This window comes from Bacillus sp. FSL K6-0073, from assembly GCF_038006085.1.
Classification (GTDB): Bacteria; Bacillota; Bacilli; order Bacillales; family Bacillaceae_G; genus Bacillus_A; species Bacillus_A cereus.
The window spans coordinates 1419096-1438421 of record NZ_JBBOUN010000001.1 but is presented as its reverse complement, the minus strand read 5'-3'; the positions used below and the strand labels follow the sequence as shown (position 1 = coordinate 1438421).

Below are 19326 nucleotides of genomic sequence, written 5' to 3'. Positions count from 1 at the left end.
AAGCTAATAATCAACAGGGGATGAACAAAAAACACTCATTAAATTTTCATTTTATTTAAAACTCCCTCTCTCTTTCACTCTATGTTCACACAGAGGTCACATCTACCTTTTATAGTATATGTATCGAAGTTGTTCCTCCCTAATTTATAAGACATTCCCCAGTGTCTTAAAGCAGCTTCCATCCCTAATTAAATTGACATAAATTGTCCCCTTCCTTGACCATCTTATAAATGATGGTCTTATTTTTTTGTCTTTCTACCTTTTATTTAAAACTCCCTCTCTCTTTCACCCTATGTTCACACAGAGGTCACATCTACCTTTTATAGTATATGTATCGAAGTTGTTCCTCCCTAATTTATAAGACATTCCCCAGTGTCTTTGAACAGCTTCCATCCCTAATTAAATTGACATAAATTGTCCCCTTCCTTGACCATCTTATAAATGATGGTCTTATTTTTTTGTCTTTCTACCTTTTATTTAAAACTCCCTCTCTCTTTCACCCTATGTTCACATGAGAGTCACACCTACCTTTTATAGTATATGTATCGAAGTTGTTCCTCCCTAATTTATAAGACATTCCCCAGTGTCTTAAAGCAACTTCCATCCCTAATTAAATTGACATAAATTGTCCCCTTCCCTAGACCATCCTATGTGATGGTCTATTTTATTTTCCAAACACAAAATCAGTCTATCTACACTTAAATTAAAACAAAAAATTCAGAAAATATTGTCAAATTAGGTATTTTTTCGGTATAATTACTTTAGAAAGAAATTTTGCAAAAACAAAAGGGGGGATTTTATTGAAACAAACAAAAGCAATCTTAATCGCATTATTCCTAGGTCTAGTTGTTGGACTCACTCTAAATTTAGCTGCTCCATCTATCTTTGAGCCACTAAATCAATATGTGTTCAACCCAATTGGTCAATTATTTATTCGACTTATTAAAATGCTAGTTGTTCCTGTTGTGTTCATTTCTATCGTACTTGGTGCTGCCGGTCTTGGAGATCCGAAACAACTTGGAAGAATCGGTTTAAAATCAATTTCATTCTTTCTCGTAACAACTGCGGTTGCCATCTCTATAGCGGTTACATTTGCACTTATTATAAAACCAGGAGCTGGCGGTAATTTTAAAACAGAAGGTCTTAAGTATGAAGGTGCAAAAACTGAAACATCTTTCGTCGACACATTGTTAAATATCGTACCAGATAACCCAGCAAAAGCCATGGCTGACGGAAACATGTTACAAATCATTGCCTTTGCCGTATTGATTGGACTCGGTATAGCTATTTTAGGAAAACGAGTTCAAGGTATCCATTCATTACTTGAACAGGGCAACGAATTAATGATGTATCTTGTTAATCTCGTTATGAAATTAGCCCCAATTGGAACATTCGGTTTGCTCGCTTCATCCGTTGGTAAAATGGGTCTTGCAGGCGTCGCTGCGATGTTCAAGTATATGATTGTCGTTATGTTAGTACTCATTATTCACGGGGTCTTTGTATATGGCGGCTTATTAAAGGTATTAGCAAAAGAAAGTATTGTTCGTTTCTTTAAACATTTCGGACCAGTAATGGCAATTGGATTTAGTACATCTAGCTCTAATGCATCGCTTCCATTTGCAATGAAAACAGCACAAGATAAGCTTGGCGTTCCAAAAGCGATAAGCTCATTTGTACAACCACTAGGGGCAACTATTAATATGGATGGTACTGCCATTATGCAAGGAGTAGCCACTGTATTTATCGCTCAAGTATACGGAGTTGAACTTACATTACCGCAATTAGCTATGGTCGTATTAACTGCTGTACTAGCTAGTATCGGTACTGCTGGTGTACCTGGTGTTGGACTTGTAATGCTTACAATGGTTTTAAATCAAGTAAATCTACCAGTAGAAGGTATCGCTTTAATTATCGGTATTGACCGTATTCTAGATATGTCTAGAACAGCTGTAAACATTTCTGGGGATGCAATTTGCGCAATGATTGTCGCAAAATCAGAAGAAAAATATAATACGGATCAATCGGCAGCATCGTAAATCAAAAAAGGAGTGAATTATTTCACTCCTTTTTTGATTTACTCCCTTTTTTAGAACGATATTCTTTTCCTTTATTATCATTACCAGTTTCAAATTCAGTGCTAAATTCCTGATTAAATTGGCCGGACTTTGGTGATCCTTGATTACCGCTCCCTTTACTACCGTTACGATTCGTCATATTTCTCCCTCCTTCCTTGTATTAGTAGTATGGCGCTCTATCTTTTTTCATACACATTTTATTTATTAACATCTATTACACACGAAAGAAGATCTCCCATCTATAAGGAAGACCTTCTATTTTATCACGTAAGCGTTTTCTTGTTTATAATCACTTAAATAAGTTTTTTGGAAATTGAAATCATTACATTCATTTCATCTTCTGAAAGTGCAGAGAATCTTTCTTGTAAATATTGTTTTTTCGCATCTTCCATTTTCGCAACTAAATCTTTCCCTTGTTCTGTAATCTCTAAATACACAACTCGGCGATCTGATGTAGAACGTGAACGAGTTACAAAACCTTTATTAATTAATTTTTCTGTAACAGCTGTAATATGACTATTCGACACATTTAATTCATTTGCTACACGCGATACCATTTCTTTATTCGTACGATTTAATATTCTTAGGACGATGAATTCATTCCACGGTATGTAACCACCGAATATTTTTCCGATATCATTACGCAACGTGCGAAACATAGCAAACACATTTGTCGATAGTTCTTCCATTAATTGCTCTCGATTTTGAGACAACATTGACAGCTCCTTTTATTTCATTTAGTTAAATAAAAACCTTATTAATAATTTTACATGAAATCTTACTTTTTGTCACCTTATTTTCCCATAATTCGTAGTTTTTTAATATGTATTTCATGATAAAATGAAGTCAACTTCCAGAAAAAGGGGTATTTTAATGCATGAGGAGGATAGGTTCTCAAATCTCAGCCTAAAAGATAAAACAATTATCATTAGTATTATTGCTCTTTTTCTCATTATAGTTTTTACATTTATATTTTTTGTATATGTAGGAATCTTTCAAATTACAGGTATAGCGTATAGTTCACGTACTGCTTTACTTCTCTTTTTTTTATTAATCACTTTCTTAGATGGTATTACATTATTTATTTTCAGTTTCTTCAAAGCGCTGCTATATCCATTGACTCAAAACATGCCAAATTGGATTTCTCTCACTCTTTTCTCATTCATTGAAATTACACTAGATTGGTTCGTCATTCGTACTGCTGATGATTGGATAGAAAGCGTACAAATGTCCAACTTAACTGAATTATGTGTCGTACTATTCTTTTTTCTATTAAATAAATTATTAAGTGACAAGAAAGAGTAAGAATACAAGCTTTTCTATATAAAAGTTGGTACAATGAAAGCAAATCTTACTAAAGAGGTGTTAATTATGAACTTACAACAATGGGCTGATAAAGGTATGTCCTTTGATACATATGTGAATGAAATGCAAGTAAACCAATACGAGCTACTACACATTTACAATAATTTTTTAATTCCAAATGAATTACTTCCTGTATTAGAAGAACGTCAAAATAATGGCTGGCGTGTTATCGTATTAACTGCTGATTGGTGTGGCGATGCTCTTTTATGCGTACCTGTTATGAAACGAATTTCTGAAGTTGCAAATATTGATATGCGTTTATTAATTCGCGATGAAAACTTAGAATTAATGGATCAATATTTAACAAATGGAACAGCACGTGCGATTCCAATCTTTATTTTCATTGATAAAGATGGAAATGAACAAGCCGTCTTTGGACCACGCGCTCCAAAAGTACAAGAATTAGTAACTTCAATGCGCGCTACATTACCTGAAAAAGAAGATCCAACATTCGAAGAAAAACAAAAAGAAATGTATGCTAATTTCCGTGCTACATTAGCTGATGATACTTCTCTTTGGGAACATGTAATGGAAAACATGATAGAAAAATTAGTAAAATAAAAACCTGCCGAGCTCGGCAGGTTTTTATTTTACATAATGAAGAAATAGAATACCGCAGCTAAAATGAAACGATAATAAGCGAACGGTGTTAGTTTTACACGAGATAATAATTTCAAGAATGAAACAATTGCAAGCATCGCAACAACGAATGCAGTTACAAATCCTGTTACAAATAGCGTTATATCTGCTGAGCTTAATACATCCCAGCTTTTAATTAAATCTAAGCCACTTGCAGCTACCATCATCGGTACCGCTAAAATGAACGTATATTCAGCTGCCGCTGTATGCGACACGCGAGCTAATAAACCACCACTTATTGTAGAACCAGAACGAGAAAATCCTGGCCAAAGAGCTAAACATTGGAACATTCCAATTGTAAATGCCTGTTTATATGTGATTTCATCTAACGTTCTTGCTGTACTTGGTTTTGAAAACTTCTCAGCAACAATCATTAAAATACCACCGGCTACTAAGCTAATAACAACTGGTCCTGGACCAAATAAAACCTCTTTAATAGTGCTATGGAATAATACGCCAAGTACCCCGGCAGGAATCATCCCGATAATAATATGTAATAAATTTAACGATGGTCCGTCTGTTACTTTACCTATTCCAACTAACGACCATAGACGCTTCCAAAATATAACAACAACTGCTAAAATCGATCCCAATTGGATAACAACTTCAAAAACTTTCGCTCTCTCATCGTCAAATCCAATTAAATGTCCTGTTAAAATCATATGTCCTGTTGATGATACTGGTAGAAACTCTGTTAACCCTTCAACAGCACCCATGATTAAACCAATTAACCAATCAGCCACAAGTAGTGCCTCCTTAATAACAAATAATATGTAATTTTTTCACACCTTATCATAATACCTTATCCCTTTTCAAAGTGCATCCTTTTTTTTATTGGTTTCATATGTTGTAGGCGCGTATTTCTTTTCTAATCTTTGATTAAATTGTATGATAGTAAGAGTTTGTTTTTTTATACGGAAAGGGGATTTTATGAAAGAAACTACTTCATTCTCACAAAAGTTAAAGCAATTTGTATTACTATTTTTTCCGATTTTCGTAACGCAAATGTCATTATTTGCGATGAGCTTTTTCGATACAACAATGTCAGGACATGCAAGCCCAACTGATTTAGCAGGTGTCGCAATTGGAACAAGTATATGGATTCCAGTTAGTACTGGGTTAACAGGGATTTTAATGGCCACGACTCCCATTGTTGCCCAGCTCGTTGGGTCCAAGAAAAAAGAGGACGTTCCTCACGTTGTCATACAAGCAGTTTATTTAGCAATTTGTGCTAGCTTCGTTGTTATCCTCATCGGTTTCTTCGTCGTTTCACCTATTTTAAACGGCATGCGCTTAGAAGAACCTGTGGAACGTATTGCAGCTCAATTTTTAAGTATTATCGCAATAGGAATTATACCTTTATTCACTTACACGGTTTTACGTGGATTTATTGATGCATTAGGAAAAACTCGAACAACGATGATTATTACATTACTATCATTACCAATTAACGTAATATTAAATTACTTATTAATCTTTGGTAACTTCGGTTTCCCAAAGCTTGGTGGTGTCGGAGCGGCAATTGCTTCCACTGCAACATATTGGTGCATTTTAATTATTACAGTCATTATTATTCAGACGAAAGAGCCTTTTGCCTCTTTCAACATTTTCAAACAATTATACCGCCCTTCTCTTTCGAGTTGGACAGCATTCTTAAAGCTTGGCGTCCCTATCGGATTTGCTATCTTTTTTGAAACGAGTATTTTCGCTGCGGTAACGCTTATGATGAGTAATTTTAGTACGACAACTATTGCAGCTCACCAAGCAGCTATGAACTTTGCTTCCTTGTTATATATGACTCCGCTAAGTTTAGCAATGGCAATGACTATTGCGGTCGGATTCGAAGTTGGTGCAAAACGTTTCGATAATGCAAAACAATACGGACTGATTGGAATTGGATTAGCCCTTGCCTTTGCTTTATTATATTCGATTCTTCTCTACTTCTTTGATGATCAAATTGCTTCTATTTATACGACAGATGCAAAAGTTCATCATTTAGCAAAAGAATTTCTTATCTTTGCGATTTTATTTCAAATTTCAGATGCAATTGCAACTCCTGTACAAGGAGCTCTGCGTGGTTATAAAGATGTAAATGTCGCTCTAATTATGACTTTAATTGCTTATTGGATAATAGGTCTACCACTAGGTTATATATTAGCAACGTATACAGAATGGGCCGCAAAAGGCTATTGGATCGGTCTTATTATCGGTCTAGCATTTGGCGCTGCCTTCCTACTTATCCGTCTCTTTCAAGTACAACGAAAATATACAACACAAAACAGCCGCTAATAATAAAGCGGCTGTTTTCTTTATGCATATTTTTTCTTGTAACGTATAATATAATGAAAAAGAAAGGTGGGTACATATGGACGACAAAGAAAAAAAGCAATCATTCGATGAAGAATTTGCCCCTGAAATTTCACCTGGATATCGGCAAGATGTACATAAGCCACCTAAATATAAAAACACTTCGTTTTTAATGGGCATTACCATTTTCGCTGCTGTATTACTCATACTTATCATTTTCGTTTATTTTTGATGAAAGGTGGCCTATTATATGAAGAAACAAGATTCCAATCGTTCAAAAAGAACTGTTAAAACACAAAAAGGATATGCAGGAGATTCTGTTCATACCCTTAAACAAGTGGAGCAAGGAAATTTATATATTGCTCAAAAAGAACTTGGTCAACAAAATGAAAATCTTTAAAGGCCCTTTATTCCTTGAGGGCCTTTTTATTCCGCATTAAGTAGTACACCCCCAAAATGTTCTATTGAGCAATGAATTTCCTTTATTGTACGCGCTGCTTTTGTTCTAGCACCATAAATATATTATTAACCTTTACAATTTTCACTTCATAATTCAATTTCATTTCACTTCTCTTACCATTTTCAGTACCCGCAACGTACGCTACAGCTTGATAAAGAAAACTCTCATCGGTCTCTTCACGTACCTCCTCGTTTGTAAATTTATACTCTAAATCTCGAAAACGATTTGGATAATAATTTCCCATTAATTGTTCATACCCTCTATTTAAAAATAGTTCTTCACCTTTTCGTTTCACATCTTCTTTATTAGTAGACCCAAACACTGATAGTTGCTCGGTCACAAAATGCTCTCCTACCTTTCTCATTTCATTATGAGTTAAATTTTCTATACTTTTGTTCTTTAACTCCTTATTTAACTCGTACTGATCAATCGGTTTAAAGGTAGCAAAAACCTCCTCTTTATATGACCAAAACAATACAAAAGCGATACATAGAGAACTGATTAACAGTCTTTTTTTCGTAATACTCCCGTCCTTCTTCATAATGATAGCTATATTTTAACATACAGAAAGAAAATTCTGATATCATAAAGTGGAATAACTTAACTTAGAAACGAGGAACAATTATGGACTCTTACAAACATTATATAAAAGAAGCTTTGCCTAATCTTTCTATACATTCATATAAACAAAATGAAGAAGGATGGGATAATGTAGCAGTTATAGTAAATGATGAGCTATTGCTTCGTTTCCCACGAAAACAGGAATATGCGATGCGAATTCCGTTAGAAAAAGAACTATTCGCAATTCTCACTCAATCACTACAAGAAATCGAAGTTCCACAATATCACCTAATTTATAAAAATGAATCTGATGAGGTTCCTCTTTGTAGTTACTATACTCTCATTCATGGTGAACCATTAAAAACAGACACAGTTGCCACGCTGGAGGATCCAGAGCTGAAAGCAATTATTACACAATTAGCTACTTTCCTTGCGGTACTACATAGCATTCCTTTACACCAAGTTACAACGCTATGTTTCCCTATTGAAAAAACATGTACCTACTGGAAAGAGCTACAAACAAAATTAAACCAATATCTCACTACTAGCCTTACTTCATTACAGAAACTAGCCTTAAATCGCTTATTTGAAAATTTCTTTGCATGTTTAGCTACATCCACTTTTCAAAATACAATCATTCACGCTGATTTTACTCATCATCACATTTTATTTAACAAGCATAACAAAAGCATTTCAGGTGTTATCGATTTTGGTGATGCGCAAATTGGCGATCCTGCTTTTGATTTTGCAGGACTATATTATGATTTCGGACATGAGTTTACTACATCTGTATATGAACAGTACAGTACACTTATTTCTCATCATGATCCATTACTCATTCATCGCATTACTATCTTTTATCAATACAGTCTTTTACTACATAATATTATTTATAACTTTGAGTCAGAGAATAAACTCGAATTCATTACAGGCACAGAACAGCTAAAAACGATATTACAGGGATGAGATTACATTCTCTCCCTATATACTCTCTCCTCATACAACATTAACTTTTTATCCATTTCAACAATGACTTTATACAATTGAAATGCCTGTAAAATTTGCAGTTGAATTTCAAAAGGAGCATTCTGTTCTTTTAACCATTGAAATACTTTCGTTTCATCTTTCATTGATTATTCCTCCCTTTATTAAAATCTGCTACAAATATACGGTAAATGATGAAAAGCTTTTCATGTCAATAACAAAAAAGGATGCAAAATTGCATCCTTTAATGAACTATATTTTTCTTCTGCTCCGCTTCTTTCTTTACTTCTTCCCCTTGGCATTCACTACGAAACGCACAACTTATACACTCAGAACGAAAATGACGCTCTGTATAATGCTCAGGTTGTTGCAACATTTCTTTCATTCTAGATAAATCAGCCATTCCAGTTATAATATCTTCCTGTTTCGGAATGTACTCATACTTAGTTCCTTCTATTAAATTAATAACTTCAATCTTTCCTGGAAGAACGCCGAAAGCTTTATAACTGAATACTGTCATTAGCTTCTGACAAAGAGCAAGCATTTCCTCATCTGCATCGACAACATACTTTTTAATTACAAACGACTCAGCACTCCACTCACCAACTTCAAATGTCAATGACATGTGGACACCTAACTCTTCCATATATGTTTGAAACTTCTCGTATAAAAACAATGGTGGTGTCTGACTATCATCCTTTTCAACAAACTGTAATAAGTGATCCGTTAGCTTCGCTAATACAATATAGTACTCCGTCTTCGAAGCAAACATATTAATCCTTACTTTTTTCCAATACTTTTCTATTAATATTAAAAGTACAATTTTCGTTTGTTGACCCGCAGGTAGCATGTAATACTCGTTAATAATTTGATTGACAATCATTTGTGCTATTTGTTGCCATTCAAATGAAGAAGGTTCTCTTCTTTTTATATGACGAAAATAAAATTTATGCGGACAACGCATAAAATCATACAAATGATAATCTGTCATCGTTTTGATTGAGATTTTCTCATGCACTTGCTCTTCATCTCCCTTCTGCCATTAAGAAAGGTATTTTACAAATTCAGCTCCAAACTGTATACATTTTTCTACATCTTCATCTTCTGGCGTTAATTCTACTTTTAGTCCTTCTAACACAATTGCTGCCCCGCGCTCTTGTAGCTTTTCTATTAAAATGTCAACTGCCACTCCGTATTTCGGATAAGCCGAATCACATGATCCGAATACTGCCGCTTTTTTCCCAGTTAAATCAATAGAATCCATTGCATCATAAAAATCTAAGAAATCATCAGGAAGATCACCATCTCCCCAAGTGTATGCACCTAAAATAATTCCATCATACTGTTCTAATATAGAAGCTTCTGGTGAATCCATAATATCAATAACTTCAATTTCATTTTCTGTTTCACGAATTACGCCGGCAATGTGGTCAGCCATTTCCTCGGTATTTCCACTCATACTTGCAAAAATCATTACTAACTTACTCAACTGAACCTCTCCCTTTACTTTGTATCTCTTTTTCTGTTTGAATGCTCTTCTTCTCATCTACATATTCAGACCGAATTACATTTCTTTGCCATTCCATATGCTGATCAACATCTTTATCTTTATTTTTATCTTTTAATCCCCTCCGCAGAAGGTGAAAATTTTTTCTCATTAACATGTCGCATCCATCCTATTGATAATAATTATCAATTTCAACTACATTTAGATTAATTGACATTGATTATCAATGTCAACAACTATTTTTAAAAAAATGATTAAAATGTACAAGCTTGTCCGTTAGCTATTCATATACTATGAATGAGCATAGTTCTTTCTCAGCCCTCTCTGACGGAAAGAAATAAAAGCAACTGCAATAGAGTGCAGTTGCCTTTTTTTGTTTTTCTATGATTTTAGTAATCTTATAGTCGTCTCTAAAAATAACTCCACTCCACAAATTAATGCTGATTCATCCACGTCAAATTTCGGATGATGATGTGGATAACAAGTATATATATTTTCATTACCTGTTCCTAATTTAATGAAACAACCGGGTGCTTTTCTTAAATATGCTGAAAAATCTTCCCCACCCATAGAAGGTTCAAGCTTCACAACACGCTCATTCCCAAACAAATGTAGTGCACTTTCTTCTACTATTTTCGTAATATATTCATCATTAATAACCGGATCATATCCATATCGATACGTATATGTATACGATCCTCCATGTGCTTCTGTAATTCCTTTCACAATTTTCTCGATTTTCCCTTCTGCTTCCACCCTCAATGCTTGATTAAATGAACGAACGGTTCCCATTAAAGTTGCTGTACTAGGAATAATATTGTCAGCCGTTCCCCCATGAAATTGTGTAACTGAAATAACCCTTTGCATAAAAGCACTCGTATTTCTTGATACGATATGTTGTAAATTTGTAATAATCTGTGCTCCGATAGCAATAGGGTCTATCGTTTCTTCTGGCCGCGCCGCATGTCCTCCTTTGCCTTGAATTTCAACTGTAAATACGTCTGGTGCCGCCATCATCGGCCCATACGCAATTCCTATCTTTCCGCTTTCTAATCCAGACATAACATGTAAACCTATTACATAATCAACACCGTCCATTACACCTGCCTCAACCATTTCTTGTCCCCCGCCAGGATACACCTCTTCTGCGTGCTGAAAGAATAGACGAATCTCACCTGCAAAATCTTCCTTTATATTTGATAGCACCTCTGCTGTGCTTAATAAAATAGCTGCGTGAGCATCGTGCCCACATGCATGCATCATTCCTTTATTCACAGATGTATAAGATTTACTTGTCTCCTCTTGAATTGGCAAAGCATCTATATCAGCTCGAATCGCAATTACTTTCCCTTGCTTCACACCTCTTTTAATTGCTAGTACACTATACTTCGTCGGTCTCGTTACTTCAAAAGAAGAAAATGAGCATAATGTATCATATATAAATTGCGAAGTTTCTTTTTCATGAAATGATAATTCCGGATACTTATGGAAGTGCCTTCTCCATTTCACGATATTTTCTTCCGAAATTAGATTCTTCCACACTCTATTCATGATAATTTCCTCCTTTTCAAAAGAACTAGAAATTTAAAAGTTTACTCCGTCTTGAATGATTAATAAAAACAAATACTGTATTTTTACGTATTCTTATAGTCCACTTTTATGTATTCACACAATCCACTTTCTATTTACATGTCAAACCCATTACAAATTCATGCTGAATGTAATATAATTGCTAAGTTAGGGATTTTCTTTTTTAGTATTTAGTGCTAATATCAAAAAAGAGCCTTTTGACTTATTTTTACCTAAAATGTGGGATTTTGTTTTTTTCACAATAATGTAGGACATGATACCTACAAAGAGCTATTATTTCATTAAGAGAGGGAAAGACATGGAAAGATTAAAAGAGATATGGTCTCGACCACTCACACAATGGGTTGCAAAGACGGTTTATTATCTTGCAATTTTATTTGCATTACTTTGGTTGTATGGATTCCATGATACAAACACAAGTACATTTATTTACAATGAATTCTAGGGTGGGAACGTTATGAAGTTATTAGAACAAATTGAAAAGTGGGCTGCAGAAACGCCTGATCAAACCGCTTTTGTTTGGCGAGATGCGAAAATTACGTACAAACAATTAAAGGAAGATTCTGATGCGTTAGCACATTGGATTTCTTCTGAGTATCCAGACGATCGTTCACCAATTATGGTGTATGGCCATATGCAACCTGAAATGATTATTAACTTTTTAGGATGTGTAAAAGCTGGACATGCTTACATTCCTGTAGATTTATCTATCCCAGCTGATCGTGTACAACGTATTGCTGAAAATTCTGGTGCGAAATTACTTTTATCGGCAACAGCAGTAACTGTAACTGATTTACCAGTTCGCATCGTAAGTGAAGACAACTTAAAAGATATTTTCTTTACTCATAAAGGGAACACTCCAAATCCTGAACATGCGGTAAAAGGTGATGAGAACTTCTACATTATTTACACATCAGGAAGCACAGGTAATCCGAAAGGGGTTCAGATTACTTATAACTGCCTTGTTAGCTTTACAAAATGGGCTGTAGAAGATTTCAACTTACAAACAGGGCAAGTATTCTTAAATCAAGCACCTTTCTCATTCGATTTATCTGTAATGGATATTTACCCATCATTAGTAACAGGTGGTACACTTTGGGCAATCGATAAAGATATGATTGCGCGTCCAAAAGACTTGTTTGCTTCTTTAAAGCAATCGGATATTCAAGTATGGACTTCCACACCTTCTTTCGCTGAAATGTGTTTAATGGAAGCATCTTTCTCTGAGAGTATGCTACCGAACATGAAAACATTCTTATTCTGCGGTGAAGTGTTACCAAATGAAGTGGCTAGAAAATTAATTGAGCGTTTCCCAAAAGCAACAATTATGAATACTTACGGTCCAACAGAAGCTACTGTCGCTGTAACAGGTATTCACGTTACAGAAGAAGTGCTTGATCAATACAAATCACTTCCAGTTGGCTATTGTAAATCAGACTGTCGCCTTCTTATTATGAAAGAAGATGGTACGATTGCACCTGATGGTGAAAAAGGCGAAATCGTAATTGTCGGTCCAAGCGTAAGCGTTGGATATTTAGGAAGCCCTGAATTAACAGAAAAAGCATTTACTATGATTGACGGTGAGCGCGCCTATAAAACAGGCGATGCTGGCTATGTTGAAAATGGTCTTCTATTCTATAATGGTCGTCTTGATTTCCAAATTAAGCTGCATGGTTATCGAATGGAATTAGAAGAAATTGAGCATCACCTTCGTGCGTGTTCTTACGTAGAAGGTGCAGTTATCGTTCCAATTAAAAAAGGTGAAAAATACGATTATTTATTAGCGGTTGTTGTTCCTGGAGAACATTCATTTGAAAAAGAATTCAAATTAACATCTGCAATCAAAAAAGAACTCAATGAGCGATTACCAAACTACATGATTCCACGTAAATTCATGTATCAATCTTCTATTCCAATGACACCAAATGGAAAGGTAGATCGCAAAAAATTATTGAGTGAGGTTACAGCATGACCGCATATGGATCATTTTATTTTTTCGCTATAGTGGGCATTTTATTAATACCTACTATCATAGCTGGATTAAAAGGTAAAATGTTGCGTAAATATAATGCCGTTTTAACATTAGTCATGCTTGCTATTATCTTCTCAGATAAACCAAAGCAAGCAATGATGTTAGCCGCATTTATTATTTGGCAATATGCCCTAATTAAAGGCTATTTAATTTTAAGAAAACAAAATAATAGTACATTCACATTTTGCATAGCTGTTATTTTATCGATTTTGCCTCTTATTTTGGCAAAAATCGCACCATTTGCATCGTTACTACCTGAGTTAAAACTTGTTGTTTTTCTAGGTATATCTTACGTAACATTCAGAGCAGTTCAAATGGTATTTGAAGTTCGTGATGGTTTAATTAAAGAGCTTTCTTTCTTTAACTTCTGGGAATTCGTTTTATTTTTCCCTGCGATTTCAACAGGACCTATCGATCGTTACCGTAGATTCCAAAAAGATATTCAAAAGCCACCTAGCGCTGAAGAATATCAAAATTTACTATATACAGGACTAAATCGTATTTTCCAAGGTTTCTTGTATAAATTTATTATTGCTTACTTAATAAAGCAATATTGTATGGATCCAGCATTCGCTCAACACGGTACAATCTTTTCAAATATGATTTACATGTATAGCTATAGCTTATATCTATTCTTTGATTTTGCTGGTTATAGCTCTTTTGTAATTGGTGTAAGTTATATGATGGGAATTAAAACGCCAGAAAACTTTAATAAGCCATTCCTTAGTCGTAATATTAAAGACTTCTGGAACCGCTGGCACATGAGTTTATCATTCTGGTTCCGTGATTTCATCTACATGCGTTTCGTATTTTTTGCAACGAAGAAAAAGTTAATTAAGAACCGTTACACAATTTCGTATATCGGTGCATTTTTAAACTTCTTCATTATGGGAATTTGGCATATCCAAGGAAGCGCTGTTGCGCAGTATATTATTTATGGTCTCTATCATGCCGCACTGTTCATTTTATTCGATATTTTCGAACGAAAAAACAAAAAGCATAAATTTTGGCCAAACAATAAATTCACACGCATCCTTGCGATTGTAATTACGTTCCACATTGTATGTTTCGGTTTCCTAATCTTCTCTGGACACCTTAACAGATACTTTTAATGCACCCTTCTTATTCCATTAAGAAGTTGCACATATAATATATTTCGGATATAAAGGAGATTTTAAAAATGGCAGAATTCAAAGAGCAAGTATTAGATATTTTAGAAGAAGTATGTGAAAACGACATTGTGAAAGAAAACTTAGATGTTCAATTATTTGAGGAAGGTATCCTTGATTCTTTCGCTGTAGTATCTTTATTAGTTGAATTCCAAGAGCGTTTAGATATTGAAGTTTCTATTTCTGATTTTGACCGTGACGAGTGGGCTACACCAAACATGGTTATTAAAAAGTTGGAAGAAATCCGATGAACAAAGCAAAATTTGGTCCGATGCTTTTAGCATTGGCCCTTTTTGCTGTATTCTTACTTATTCCAACGCGCTTCCTACTTCCACTTTTAAGTGATGAAAAAGTAGAACAAGCTGCTACTTCTTTAAAAGAAGAAAAAATTCAAAGTATGATTTTACAGCAAAAGATGTTAGCAGATCCAAAATATCTTCCGATGTACGGTTCATCGGAATTCGCACGTATGGATGCTTTCCATCCATCTAATTATTTTAAAGTAAAGCCTGAAGGATTTACGCCATTCCTTCTTGGACGCGGCGGAACACAAGACCTTGTACATGTGTTAAACTTCGCATCTACAATGGATCAATTGAAAGATAAGAAAATGGTATTCGTTCTTTCTCCGCAATGGTTTGTACCACAAGGTATTGACGAGACGCACTTTGCACCTAACTTTTCAAAACAACAAGGTTACCACTTCATTTTCAACAATGATTTAAAACCTGAAATGAAAAAACAAATTGCAAAGCGTTTATTAAACTTTGAGATTGTAAAAAAAGAAACTTTATTAAAAATCTCGCTTGAAGGTATCGCTTATGATGATACGAAGTATAAAGTAAAAGCACTTGCTGCTAAACCTTTCGCTTATATTTACCGTAACATTTTAGATCGTAAAGATTTATTTACAGCTATGTTTAATATTAAACCGCACAAAGAGAAGCTTGACCCTTCATTAAAACAAATGAACTGGGAAGAGGCTCGTAAACATGCGGATCAAACAGGTGCAGCAGAATCTGGATCTAATGAATATGGTATCGAAGATGGTTACTTCAATAGCAAAATTAAGAAAAAATTAAAGCAACGTGAAGGTTACTTAAAAAATGATGCTTATGACCAATCGCCAGAATATGAAGATTTACAAATTGTACTTGATTTATTAAAACAATCTGGTGCAAAACCACTCTTCATTTCTGTTCCTGTCAAAGGTCCTTGGTACGACTACGCTGGCTTCCCAAAAGAACGCCGCGAAGCATACTATAAGAAAGTTCATGAGCAAATTGAAAAAGCTGGTTATCCAATTGCCGACTTCTCAAATCATGAATACGATAAATACTTCTTAAAAGATCATATGCACTTAGGTTGGAAAGGCTGGGTTTACATCGACGAAGCCATCCAACAATTTTATAAAGCAAACTAATGAAAAGACCGCTTGAATTACTCAAGTGGTCTTTTTGTATATATTTTGTAATTGTTCGATTGCATTCTCTGCTTCTTTCATAACTCGCTCCACTACATGCTGAGCTGATTCGATTCGAGCTAATGATGCTGCCCAAAGTGACATATATTCTTCCTTATTCTGCTTCGCTGCCTCTTGGCGTATTTTAGAAGTTAATACGTTTTGCACTGGATACATCGGCAGCCCTTCTTCTTTTCCTTCATGTCTCTCTATAAATTCATTCCGAATACCCCGCGCATATTTCCCAGAAAACGCACGAGTTACAGTTGTGCTGGTATCTGTACTATGTAAAACCGCTTCTTTATACACATCGTGCGTAATACTCTCTTCACTTGTTAAAAAGGCCGATCCCATTTGAACACCTTCTGCTCCTAGTGCCAATGCCGCAACAAGCCCTTGTCCGTTCATTACACCACCTGCTGCGACAATTGGGATATGCGGAATAACCCCTACTAACTGAGGTATTAACGCAAAAGTACCAATCATAGCATCTCGTTCTTTCCCAATAAACGTTCCTCTATGCCCTCCTGCTTCGCTACCTTGCCCAATAATAATATCTACTCCTAGCTCAGCAAGTACTTTCGCTTCCTTCACATGGGTAGCTGTTCCGATAACTTTTATTCCACTTCTTTTTAAATCATTTATTTCTTCTTTTTCTAACGTTTGAAATGCAAAGCTAACGACCGGTACTTTTTCATCTAATAGCACTTGTAATTGTTCCTTATAGCTTTTTGGAAGCTTTAACGTTCCTTCTACTTCTATACCTAATGCTCTATTCACTCCGCTTAGTAATACTTTCGCCTCATTTACCTTCTCTGCTTCTATTTGTATCTCTTTCGTTACAAGTAAATTAACACCGAAAGGCTTACCTGTTAGTTCTCTTATTCTATAAATCGCTTCACGAATTTGTTCTGGGCTCATATAGCCCGCTCCAAGCGTCCCTAATCCTCCGCTATTACTTACTGCTGCAACAAGTTCTGGCGTCGTAATCGCGCCTGCCATACCGGCTTGAACAACGGGATACTCAATTTTTAATATGTCTGTTACTCGACTTGTAAACATCATTTCCCCTCCTATTTCCTTTATATCTTCTTTATTTGATAAGCTTTCCCCTGCTTTTGCAAGGGTTGAACTTCATATGAAGCGAATATATTGAAAGAGAAGGAGGCTGAGCTTAATGATTTATCCAAATGCATTAAAACAAGGTGATACAGTAATGATCATTGCACCATCTGGTCCACCTACAATCGAAAATGTATTAAAAGGTGTGAATATATTACAAGAGATGGGGTTATCCGTAATAATCGGGAAGAGTGTTTACGAGAAATATGGATTTTTAGCCGGAAGTGATCAAGTTCGGCTTGACGATATACATGAAGCATTTATAAATAATGAAGTGAAGGCCGTTTTCTGTGCACGAGGTGGTTACGGAAGTGCTCGTCTCCTCCCTCACATTCAATATGAAATCATTCGGCAAAACCCTAAAATCTTTTGGGGATATAGCGATATTACAGCTTTACATACTGCTGTTTCACGTTATGCAAAGCTTGTGACATTTCATGGCCCAATGGTTGAAGAATTAGGGAAAGGTGTAGATTCTCTTTCTTTATCTTCTTTCAATCAGCTATTCCATCCGTATTCAACCATTTTATCTGCATCAGAATGTATCGTACCTAGCTCTCACAGTACAGTTACAGGTACGTTAGTTGGAGGAAATTTAGCTGTGTTAACAAGTATAATTGGCTCGCCCTACGAGATAAATACGGACAATACACTTTTATTACTTGAAGACATTGGTGAAGAACCGTACCGCATTGACCGTATGTTAAATCAGCTACTTTTATCTGGAAAGTTTAATGAATGTAGGGGCGTTATTTTCACAAGTTGTCACGACTGCACTCCTTCAAAGCCATCTCAATCATTGCAAACAATATTATATGAATATTTCGCACCATATCATATACCGGTCCTATTCGGTTTACCAATTGGACATATAAATCCAAACATCGGTATTCCACTTGGAGCTACAGCGACAATAAACACGAATAATAAAACAGTCTCTATTTCTTCCGGTATAGCCACTCCATATTCAAATTAAAAAGGAAAAGCGATTACGCTTTTCCTTTTACTTATAATAATTAAAAATTCGTCCAGATGCGATATCTGCAATTTCTTCTGGAATAAATGTTTTACTTATATCAGTACCAACATTTAATACAGCTGTAGCATCTTTCTCAATGCTACCAAATAACTCTTTCCCACGTATCGTAATAAGGGGCGTTCCTTCTGGCAACACATCTTTTACAAATTCCATTTGTGTAAAGAACGGAACGATCCATCTACCTTCTCCTTGGAAATGACGCAAACGAAGTATTCCCTCTGTTGCCCCGTCCTCTGCTTCTAGTGAACCAGCAACATAAAACTCAGTAGATAAGAGCAATTCATAAAATTCCTTTTGCTTCTGTTTATCATCCCCTGCTACAACAAGTACCTCTTCTAATTTCTTTACTGAAATTTGCTCCATATGATGCCACCCCTATTTTCAAAATGATTGTACTTAGATTATACGAAATATTCTTATTTTTTTCTACATAATTTGTAATTATTTTCTTAAAATAATTTTAATACTTCTTTTGTCGTCACAATCGTAGCAAACTCTTCATGTAAATTTACAAGTGTCATACTGTGAATATCTTCTGCACTATACTCCTTACCATCTAAACCTTTACGGTTAAAAGTAGCCGTTGCATCACTCACTAAATATGTTGTAAATCCTAAATTCCCTGCCATTCGTGTCGTAGTTTCCACACAGTGATTTGTCGTTAATCCTACAACCACTACTGCATTACATTTGTTCTCTCTTAATTGCTCTTCTAAATTTGTCCCAATGAACGCGCTATTAACGAATTTATGAATAACCACTTCCCCAGGTAGTGGTTGCACTTCTTCTTTAAAGTTTACCGTTTCCGCTCTCTCATAAAACATTGACTGCGCATTTTCTTTATTTACATGTTGAATATGAAAAACTGGTCGTTTCCTTTTTCTCCATTCTGCTAACAAAATTCTCATGTTTTCTTCAGCAAAAATATTATTTCTCTCGCTCCAATCTGGTAATTGAAATGCCTTTTGTACATCGATTATGATAAGTGCTATTTGATTTGTCATCATTTCCCCC

25 protein-coding genes are annotated in these 19326 nt (G+C 35.2%); 13 read left to right on the top strand and 12 right to left on the bottom strand.

Annotated elements, in window-relative coordinates; genetic code table 11:
- Positions 1-800 precede the first annotated feature (800 nt).
- Entirely contained in the window at positions 801-2036 is a 1236-nt protein-coding gene (locus tag MHB52_RS07580; RefSeq protein WP_000814809.1) for a dicarboxylate/amino acid:cation symporter, read from the top strand.
- 22 nt (positions 2037-2058) lie between these two features.
- Here MHB52_RS07580 and MHB52_RS07575 read toward each other — a convergent pair whose 3' ends face one another.
- Positions 2059-2214 (bottom strand): hypothetical protein, encoded by a 156-nt coding sequence (locus tag MHB52_RS07575; protein ID WP_000184928.1) that lies wholly within the window; start codon positions 2212-2214, stop codon positions 2059-2061.
- Positions 2215-2368: 154 nt separating this feature from the next.
- A complete protein-coding gene (locus MHB52_RS07570; RefSeq protein ID WP_000081432.1) occupies positions 2369-2788 on the bottom strand; it encodes a MarR family winged helix-turn-helix transcriptional regulator in 420 nt (139 codons plus the stop codon).
- Positions 2789-2948: 160 nt separating this feature from the next.
- Between MHB52_RS07570 and MHB52_RS07565 the strand changes: the two genes are divergently transcribed.
- Positions 2949-3380: a YrvL family regulatory protein gene (locus MHB52_RS07565; RefSeq protein WP_061662883.1), complete on the top strand. Its 432-nt coding sequence runs from the start codon at positions 2949-2951 to the stop codon at positions 3378-3380.
- A gap of 33 nt (positions 3381-3413) precedes the next feature.
- A complete protein-coding gene (locus tag MHB52_RS07560) occupies positions 3414-4001 on the top strand; it encodes a thioredoxin family protein (RefSeq protein WP_137026250.1) in 588 nt (195 codons plus the stop codon).
- A 29-nt stretch (positions 4002-4030) separates the two neighbouring features.
- On the opposite strand, the gene uppP is transcribed toward MHB52_RS07560, so the two are convergent.
- The gene (uppP, locus tag MHB52_RS07555) at positions 4031-4822 is read right to left on the bottom strand and encodes a bacitracin resistance undecaprenyl-diphosphatase (RefSeq protein ID WP_000796256.1); all 792 of its coding nucleotides are present in this window, start codon (positions 4820-4822) and stop codon (positions 4031-4033) included.
- A gap of 187 nt (positions 4823-5009) precedes the next feature.
- Between uppP and MHB52_RS07550 the strand changes: the two genes are divergently transcribed.
- The 3 genes from MHB52_RS07550 (at position 5010) to MHB52_RS07540 (ending at position 6786) form a co-directional block, all read left to right on the top strand.
- Positions 5010-6368 carry an MATE family efflux transporter gene (locus MHB52_RS07550; RefSeq protein WP_000665550.1) on the top strand — a complete coding sequence of 453 codons (1359 nt, stop codon included), beginning with the start codon at positions 5010-5012 and terminating at the stop codon, positions 6366-6368.
- Between the two features lie 76 nt (positions 6369-6444).
- On the top strand, positions 6445-6618 hold the full coding sequence (locus tag MHB52_RS07545; RefSeq protein ID WP_000341062.1) for a hypothetical protein: 174 nt from the start codon (positions 6445-6447) through the stop codon (positions 6616-6618).
- Positions 6619-6636: 18 nt separating this feature from the next.
- Complete coding sequence (locus MHB52_RS07540) at positions 6637-6786, top strand: hypothetical protein (protein WP_000743742.1); 150 nt, start codon at positions 6637-6639, stop codon at positions 6784-6786.
- Between the two features lie 82 nt (positions 6787-6868).
- Here MHB52_RS07540 and MHB52_RS07535 read toward each other — a convergent pair whose 3' ends face one another.
- Positions 6869-7387: a hypothetical protein gene (locus tag MHB52_RS07535; RefSeq protein WP_061662881.1), complete on the bottom strand. Its 519-nt coding sequence runs from the start codon at positions 7385-7387 to the stop codon at positions 6869-6871.
- A gap of 83 nt (positions 7388-7470) precedes the next feature.
- On the opposite strand from MHB52_RS07535, the gene MHB52_RS07530 reads away from it, so the two are divergent.
- Positions 7471-8373, top strand: a complete 903-nt coding sequence (locus tag MHB52_RS07530; RefSeq protein WP_061662880.1) for an aminoglycoside phosphotransferase family protein — start codon at positions 7471-7473, stop codon at positions 8371-8373.
- Positions 8374-8375: 2 nt separating this feature from the next.
- Here MHB52_RS07530 and MHB52_RS07525 read toward each other — a convergent pair whose 3' ends face one another.
- The 5 genes from MHB52_RS07525 to amaA all read right to left on the bottom strand — a co-directional run bounded on the left by MHB52_RS07525 (position 8376) and on the right by amaA (position 11449).
- Positions 8376-8537, bottom strand: coding sequence for a hypothetical protein (locus tag MHB52_RS07525; RefSeq protein ID WP_000651084.1), 162 nt, complete (start codon positions 8535-8537; stop codon positions 8376-8378).
- 98 nt (positions 8538-8635) lie between these two features.
- Positions 8636-9409, bottom strand: a complete 774-nt coding sequence (locus MHB52_RS07520) for a hypothetical protein (RefSeq protein ID WP_016117463.1) — start codon at positions 9407-9409, stop codon at positions 8636-8638.
- A gap of 24 nt (positions 9410-9433) precedes the next feature.
- Positions 9434-9880, bottom strand: a complete 447-nt coding sequence (locus tag MHB52_RS07515; protein ID WP_000041152.1) for a flavodoxin — start codon at positions 9878-9880, stop codon at positions 9434-9436.
- Positions 9873-10055 carry a hypothetical protein gene (locus MHB52_RS07510; RefSeq protein ID WP_000929021.1) on the bottom strand — a complete coding sequence of 61 codons (183 nt, stop codon included), beginning with the start codon at positions 10053-10055 and terminating at the stop codon, positions 9873-9875. Before MHB52_RS07510 ends, MHB52_RS07515 begins: the two co-directional genes overlap by 8 nt.
- A gap of 224 nt (positions 10056-10279) precedes the next feature.
- The gene (amaA, locus tag MHB52_RS07505; RefSeq protein ID WP_016117462.1) at positions 10280-11449 is read right to left on the bottom strand and encodes an N-acyl-aliphatic-L-amino acid amidohydrolase; all 1170 of its coding nucleotides are present in this window, start codon (positions 11447-11449) and stop codon (positions 10280-10282) included.
- Between the two features lie 337 nt (positions 11450-11786).
- Between amaA and MHB52_RS07500 the strand changes: the two genes are divergently transcribed.
- From MHB52_RS07500 to dltD, 5 genes are all read left to right on the top strand, one after another.
- Complete coding sequence (locus MHB52_RS07500) at positions 11787-11933, top strand: teichoic acid D-Ala incorporation-associated protein DltX (protein WP_000440293.1); 147 nt, start codon at positions 11787-11789, stop codon at positions 11931-11933.
- A 12-nt stretch (positions 11934-11945) separates the two neighbouring features.
- The gene (gene dltA, locus MHB52_RS07495) at positions 11946-13460 is read left to right on the top strand and encodes a D-alanine--poly(phosphoribitol) ligase subunit DltA (RefSeq protein ID WP_000770508.1); all 1515 of its coding nucleotides are present in this window, start codon (positions 11946-11948) and stop codon (positions 13458-13460) included.
- Positions 13457-14632: a D-alanyl-lipoteichoic acid biosynthesis protein DltB gene (gene dltB / locus MHB52_RS07490; protein ID WP_061662879.1), complete on the top strand. Its 1176-nt coding sequence runs from the start codon at positions 13457-13459 to the stop codon at positions 14630-14632. The genes dltA and dltB overlap by 4 nt, the downstream gene beginning before the upstream one ends.
- A 68-nt stretch (positions 14633-14700) precedes the next feature.
- Complete coding sequence (gene dltC, locus MHB52_RS07485) at positions 14701-14940, top strand: D-alanine--poly(phosphoribitol) ligase subunit DltC (RefSeq protein ID WP_000807310.1); 240 nt, start codon at positions 14701-14703, stop codon at positions 14938-14940.
- Positions 14937-16112, top strand: a complete 1176-nt coding sequence (dltD, locus tag MHB52_RS07480) for a D-alanyl-lipoteichoic acid biosynthesis protein DltD (RefSeq protein WP_001030268.1) — start codon at positions 14937-14939, stop codon at positions 16110-16112. Before dltC ends, dltD begins: the two co-directional genes overlap by 4 nt.
- Positions 16113-16133: 21 nt before the next feature.
- Here the strand turns inward: dltD and MHB52_RS07475 are convergent, their stop codons facing one another.
- A complete protein-coding gene (locus MHB52_RS07475) occupies positions 16134-17213 on the bottom strand; it encodes an NAD(P)H-dependent flavin oxidoreductase (RefSeq protein ID WP_061662878.1) in 1080 nt (359 codons plus the stop codon).
- A gap of 115 nt (positions 17214-17328) precedes the next feature.
- Here MHB52_RS07475 and MHB52_RS07470 point away from each other — a divergent pair, with 115 nt between their 5' ends.
- Positions 17329-18249: a S66 peptidase family protein gene (locus MHB52_RS07470; RefSeq protein ID WP_044795441.1), complete on the top strand. Its 921-nt coding sequence runs from the start codon at positions 17329-17331 to the stop codon at positions 18247-18249.
- A 27-nt stretch (positions 18250-18276) separates the two neighbouring features.
- Here the strand turns inward: MHB52_RS07470 and MHB52_RS07465 are convergent, their stop codons facing one another.
- Positions 18277-18675: an SseB family protein gene (locus MHB52_RS07465; protein WP_000435265.1), complete on the bottom strand. Its 399-nt coding sequence runs from the start codon at positions 18673-18675 to the stop codon at positions 18277-18279.
- Between the two features lie 86 nt (positions 18676-18761).
- The gene (locus MHB52_RS07460) at positions 18762-19316 is read right to left on the bottom strand and encodes a cysteine hydrolase family protein (RefSeq protein ID WP_016117458.1); all 555 of its coding nucleotides are present in this window, start codon (positions 19314-19316) and stop codon (positions 18762-18764) included.
- Between the last annotated feature and the right edge of the window lie 10 nt (positions 19317-19326).

What these genes read in the sequence shown, in the direction of transcription:
- MHB52_RS07575 (WP_000184928.1), bottom strand. Translation starts at nt 2,214, where the DNA reads ATGACGAATCGTAACGGTAGTAAAGGGAGCGGTAATCAAGGATCACCA.
- MHB52_RS07565 (WP_061662883.1), top strand. Translation starts at nt 2,949, where the DNA reads ATGCATGAGGAGGATAGGTTCTCAAATCTCAGCCTAAAAGATAAAACA.
- MHB52_RS07560 (WP_137026250.1), top strand. Translation starts at nt 3,414, where the DNA reads ATGAAAGCAAATCTTACTAAAGAGGTGTTAATTATGAACTTACAACAA.
- MHB52_RS07550 (WP_000665550.1), top strand. Translation starts at nt 5,010, where the DNA reads ATGAAAGAAACTACTTCATTCTCACAAAAGTTAAAGCAATTTGTATTA.
- MHB52_RS07545 (WP_000341062.1), top strand. Translation starts at nt 6,445, where the DNA reads ATGGACGACAAAGAAAAAAAGCAATCATTCGATGAAGAATTTGCCCCT.
- MHB52_RS07540 (WP_000743742.1), top strand. Translation starts at nt 6,637, where the DNA reads ATGAAGAAACAAGATTCCAATCGTTCAAAAAGAACTGTTAAAACACAA.
- MHB52_RS07535 (WP_061662881.1), bottom strand. Translation starts at nt 7,387, where the DNA reads ATGAAGAAGGACGGGAGTATTACGAAAAAAAGACTGTTAATCAGTTCT.
- MHB52_RS07530 (WP_061662880.1), top strand. Translation starts at nt 7,471, where the DNA reads ATGGACTCTTACAAACATTATATAAAAGAAGCTTTGCCTAATCTTTCT.
- MHB52_RS07525 (WP_000651084.1), bottom strand. Translation starts at nt 8,537, where the DNA reads ATGAAAGATGAAACGAAAGTATTTCAATGGTTAAAAGAACAGAATGCT.
- MHB52_RS07510 (WP_000929021.1), bottom strand. Translation starts at nt 10,055, where the DNA reads ATGTTAATGAGAAAAAATTTTCACCTTCTGCGGAGGGGATTAAAAGAT.
- amaA (WP_016117462.1), bottom strand. Translation starts at nt 11,449, where the DNA reads ATGAATAGAGTGTGGAAGAATCTAATTTCGGAAGAAAATATCGTGAAA.
- MHB52_RS07500 (WP_000440293.1), top strand. Translation starts at nt 11,787, where the DNA reads ATGGAAAGATTAAAAGAGATATGGTCTCGACCACTCACACAATGGGTT.
- dltA (WP_000770508.1), top strand. Translation starts at nt 11,946, where the DNA reads ATGAAGTTATTAGAACAAATTGAAAAGTGGGCTGCAGAAACGCCTGAT.
- dltB (WP_061662879.1), top strand. Translation starts at nt 13,457, where the DNA reads ATGACCGCATATGGATCATTTTATTTTTTCGCTATAGTGGGCATTTTA.
- dltC (WP_000807310.1), top strand. Translation starts at nt 14,701, where the DNA reads ATGGCAGAATTCAAAGAGCAAGTATTAGATATTTTAGAAGAAGTATGT.
- dltD (WP_001030268.1), top strand. Translation starts at nt 14,937, where the DNA reads ATGAACAAAGCAAAATTTGGTCCGATGCTTTTAGCATTGGCCCTTTTT.
- MHB52_RS07475 (WP_061662878.1), bottom strand. Translation starts at nt 17,213, where the DNA reads ATGTTTACAAGTCGAGTAACAGACATATTAAAAATTGAGTATCCCGTT.
- MHB52_RS07470 (WP_044795441.1), top strand. Translation starts at nt 17,329, where the DNA reads ATGATTTATCCAAATGCATTAAAACAAGGTGATACAGTAATGATCATT.
- MHB52_RS07465 (WP_000435265.1), bottom strand. Translation starts at nt 18,675, where the DNA reads ATGGAGCAAATTTCAGTAAAGAAATTAGAAGAGGTACTTGTTGTAGCA.
- MHB52_RS07460 (WP_016117458.1), bottom strand. Translation starts at nt 19,316, where the DNA reads ATGACAAATCAAATAGCACTTATCATAATCGATGTACAAAAGGCATTT.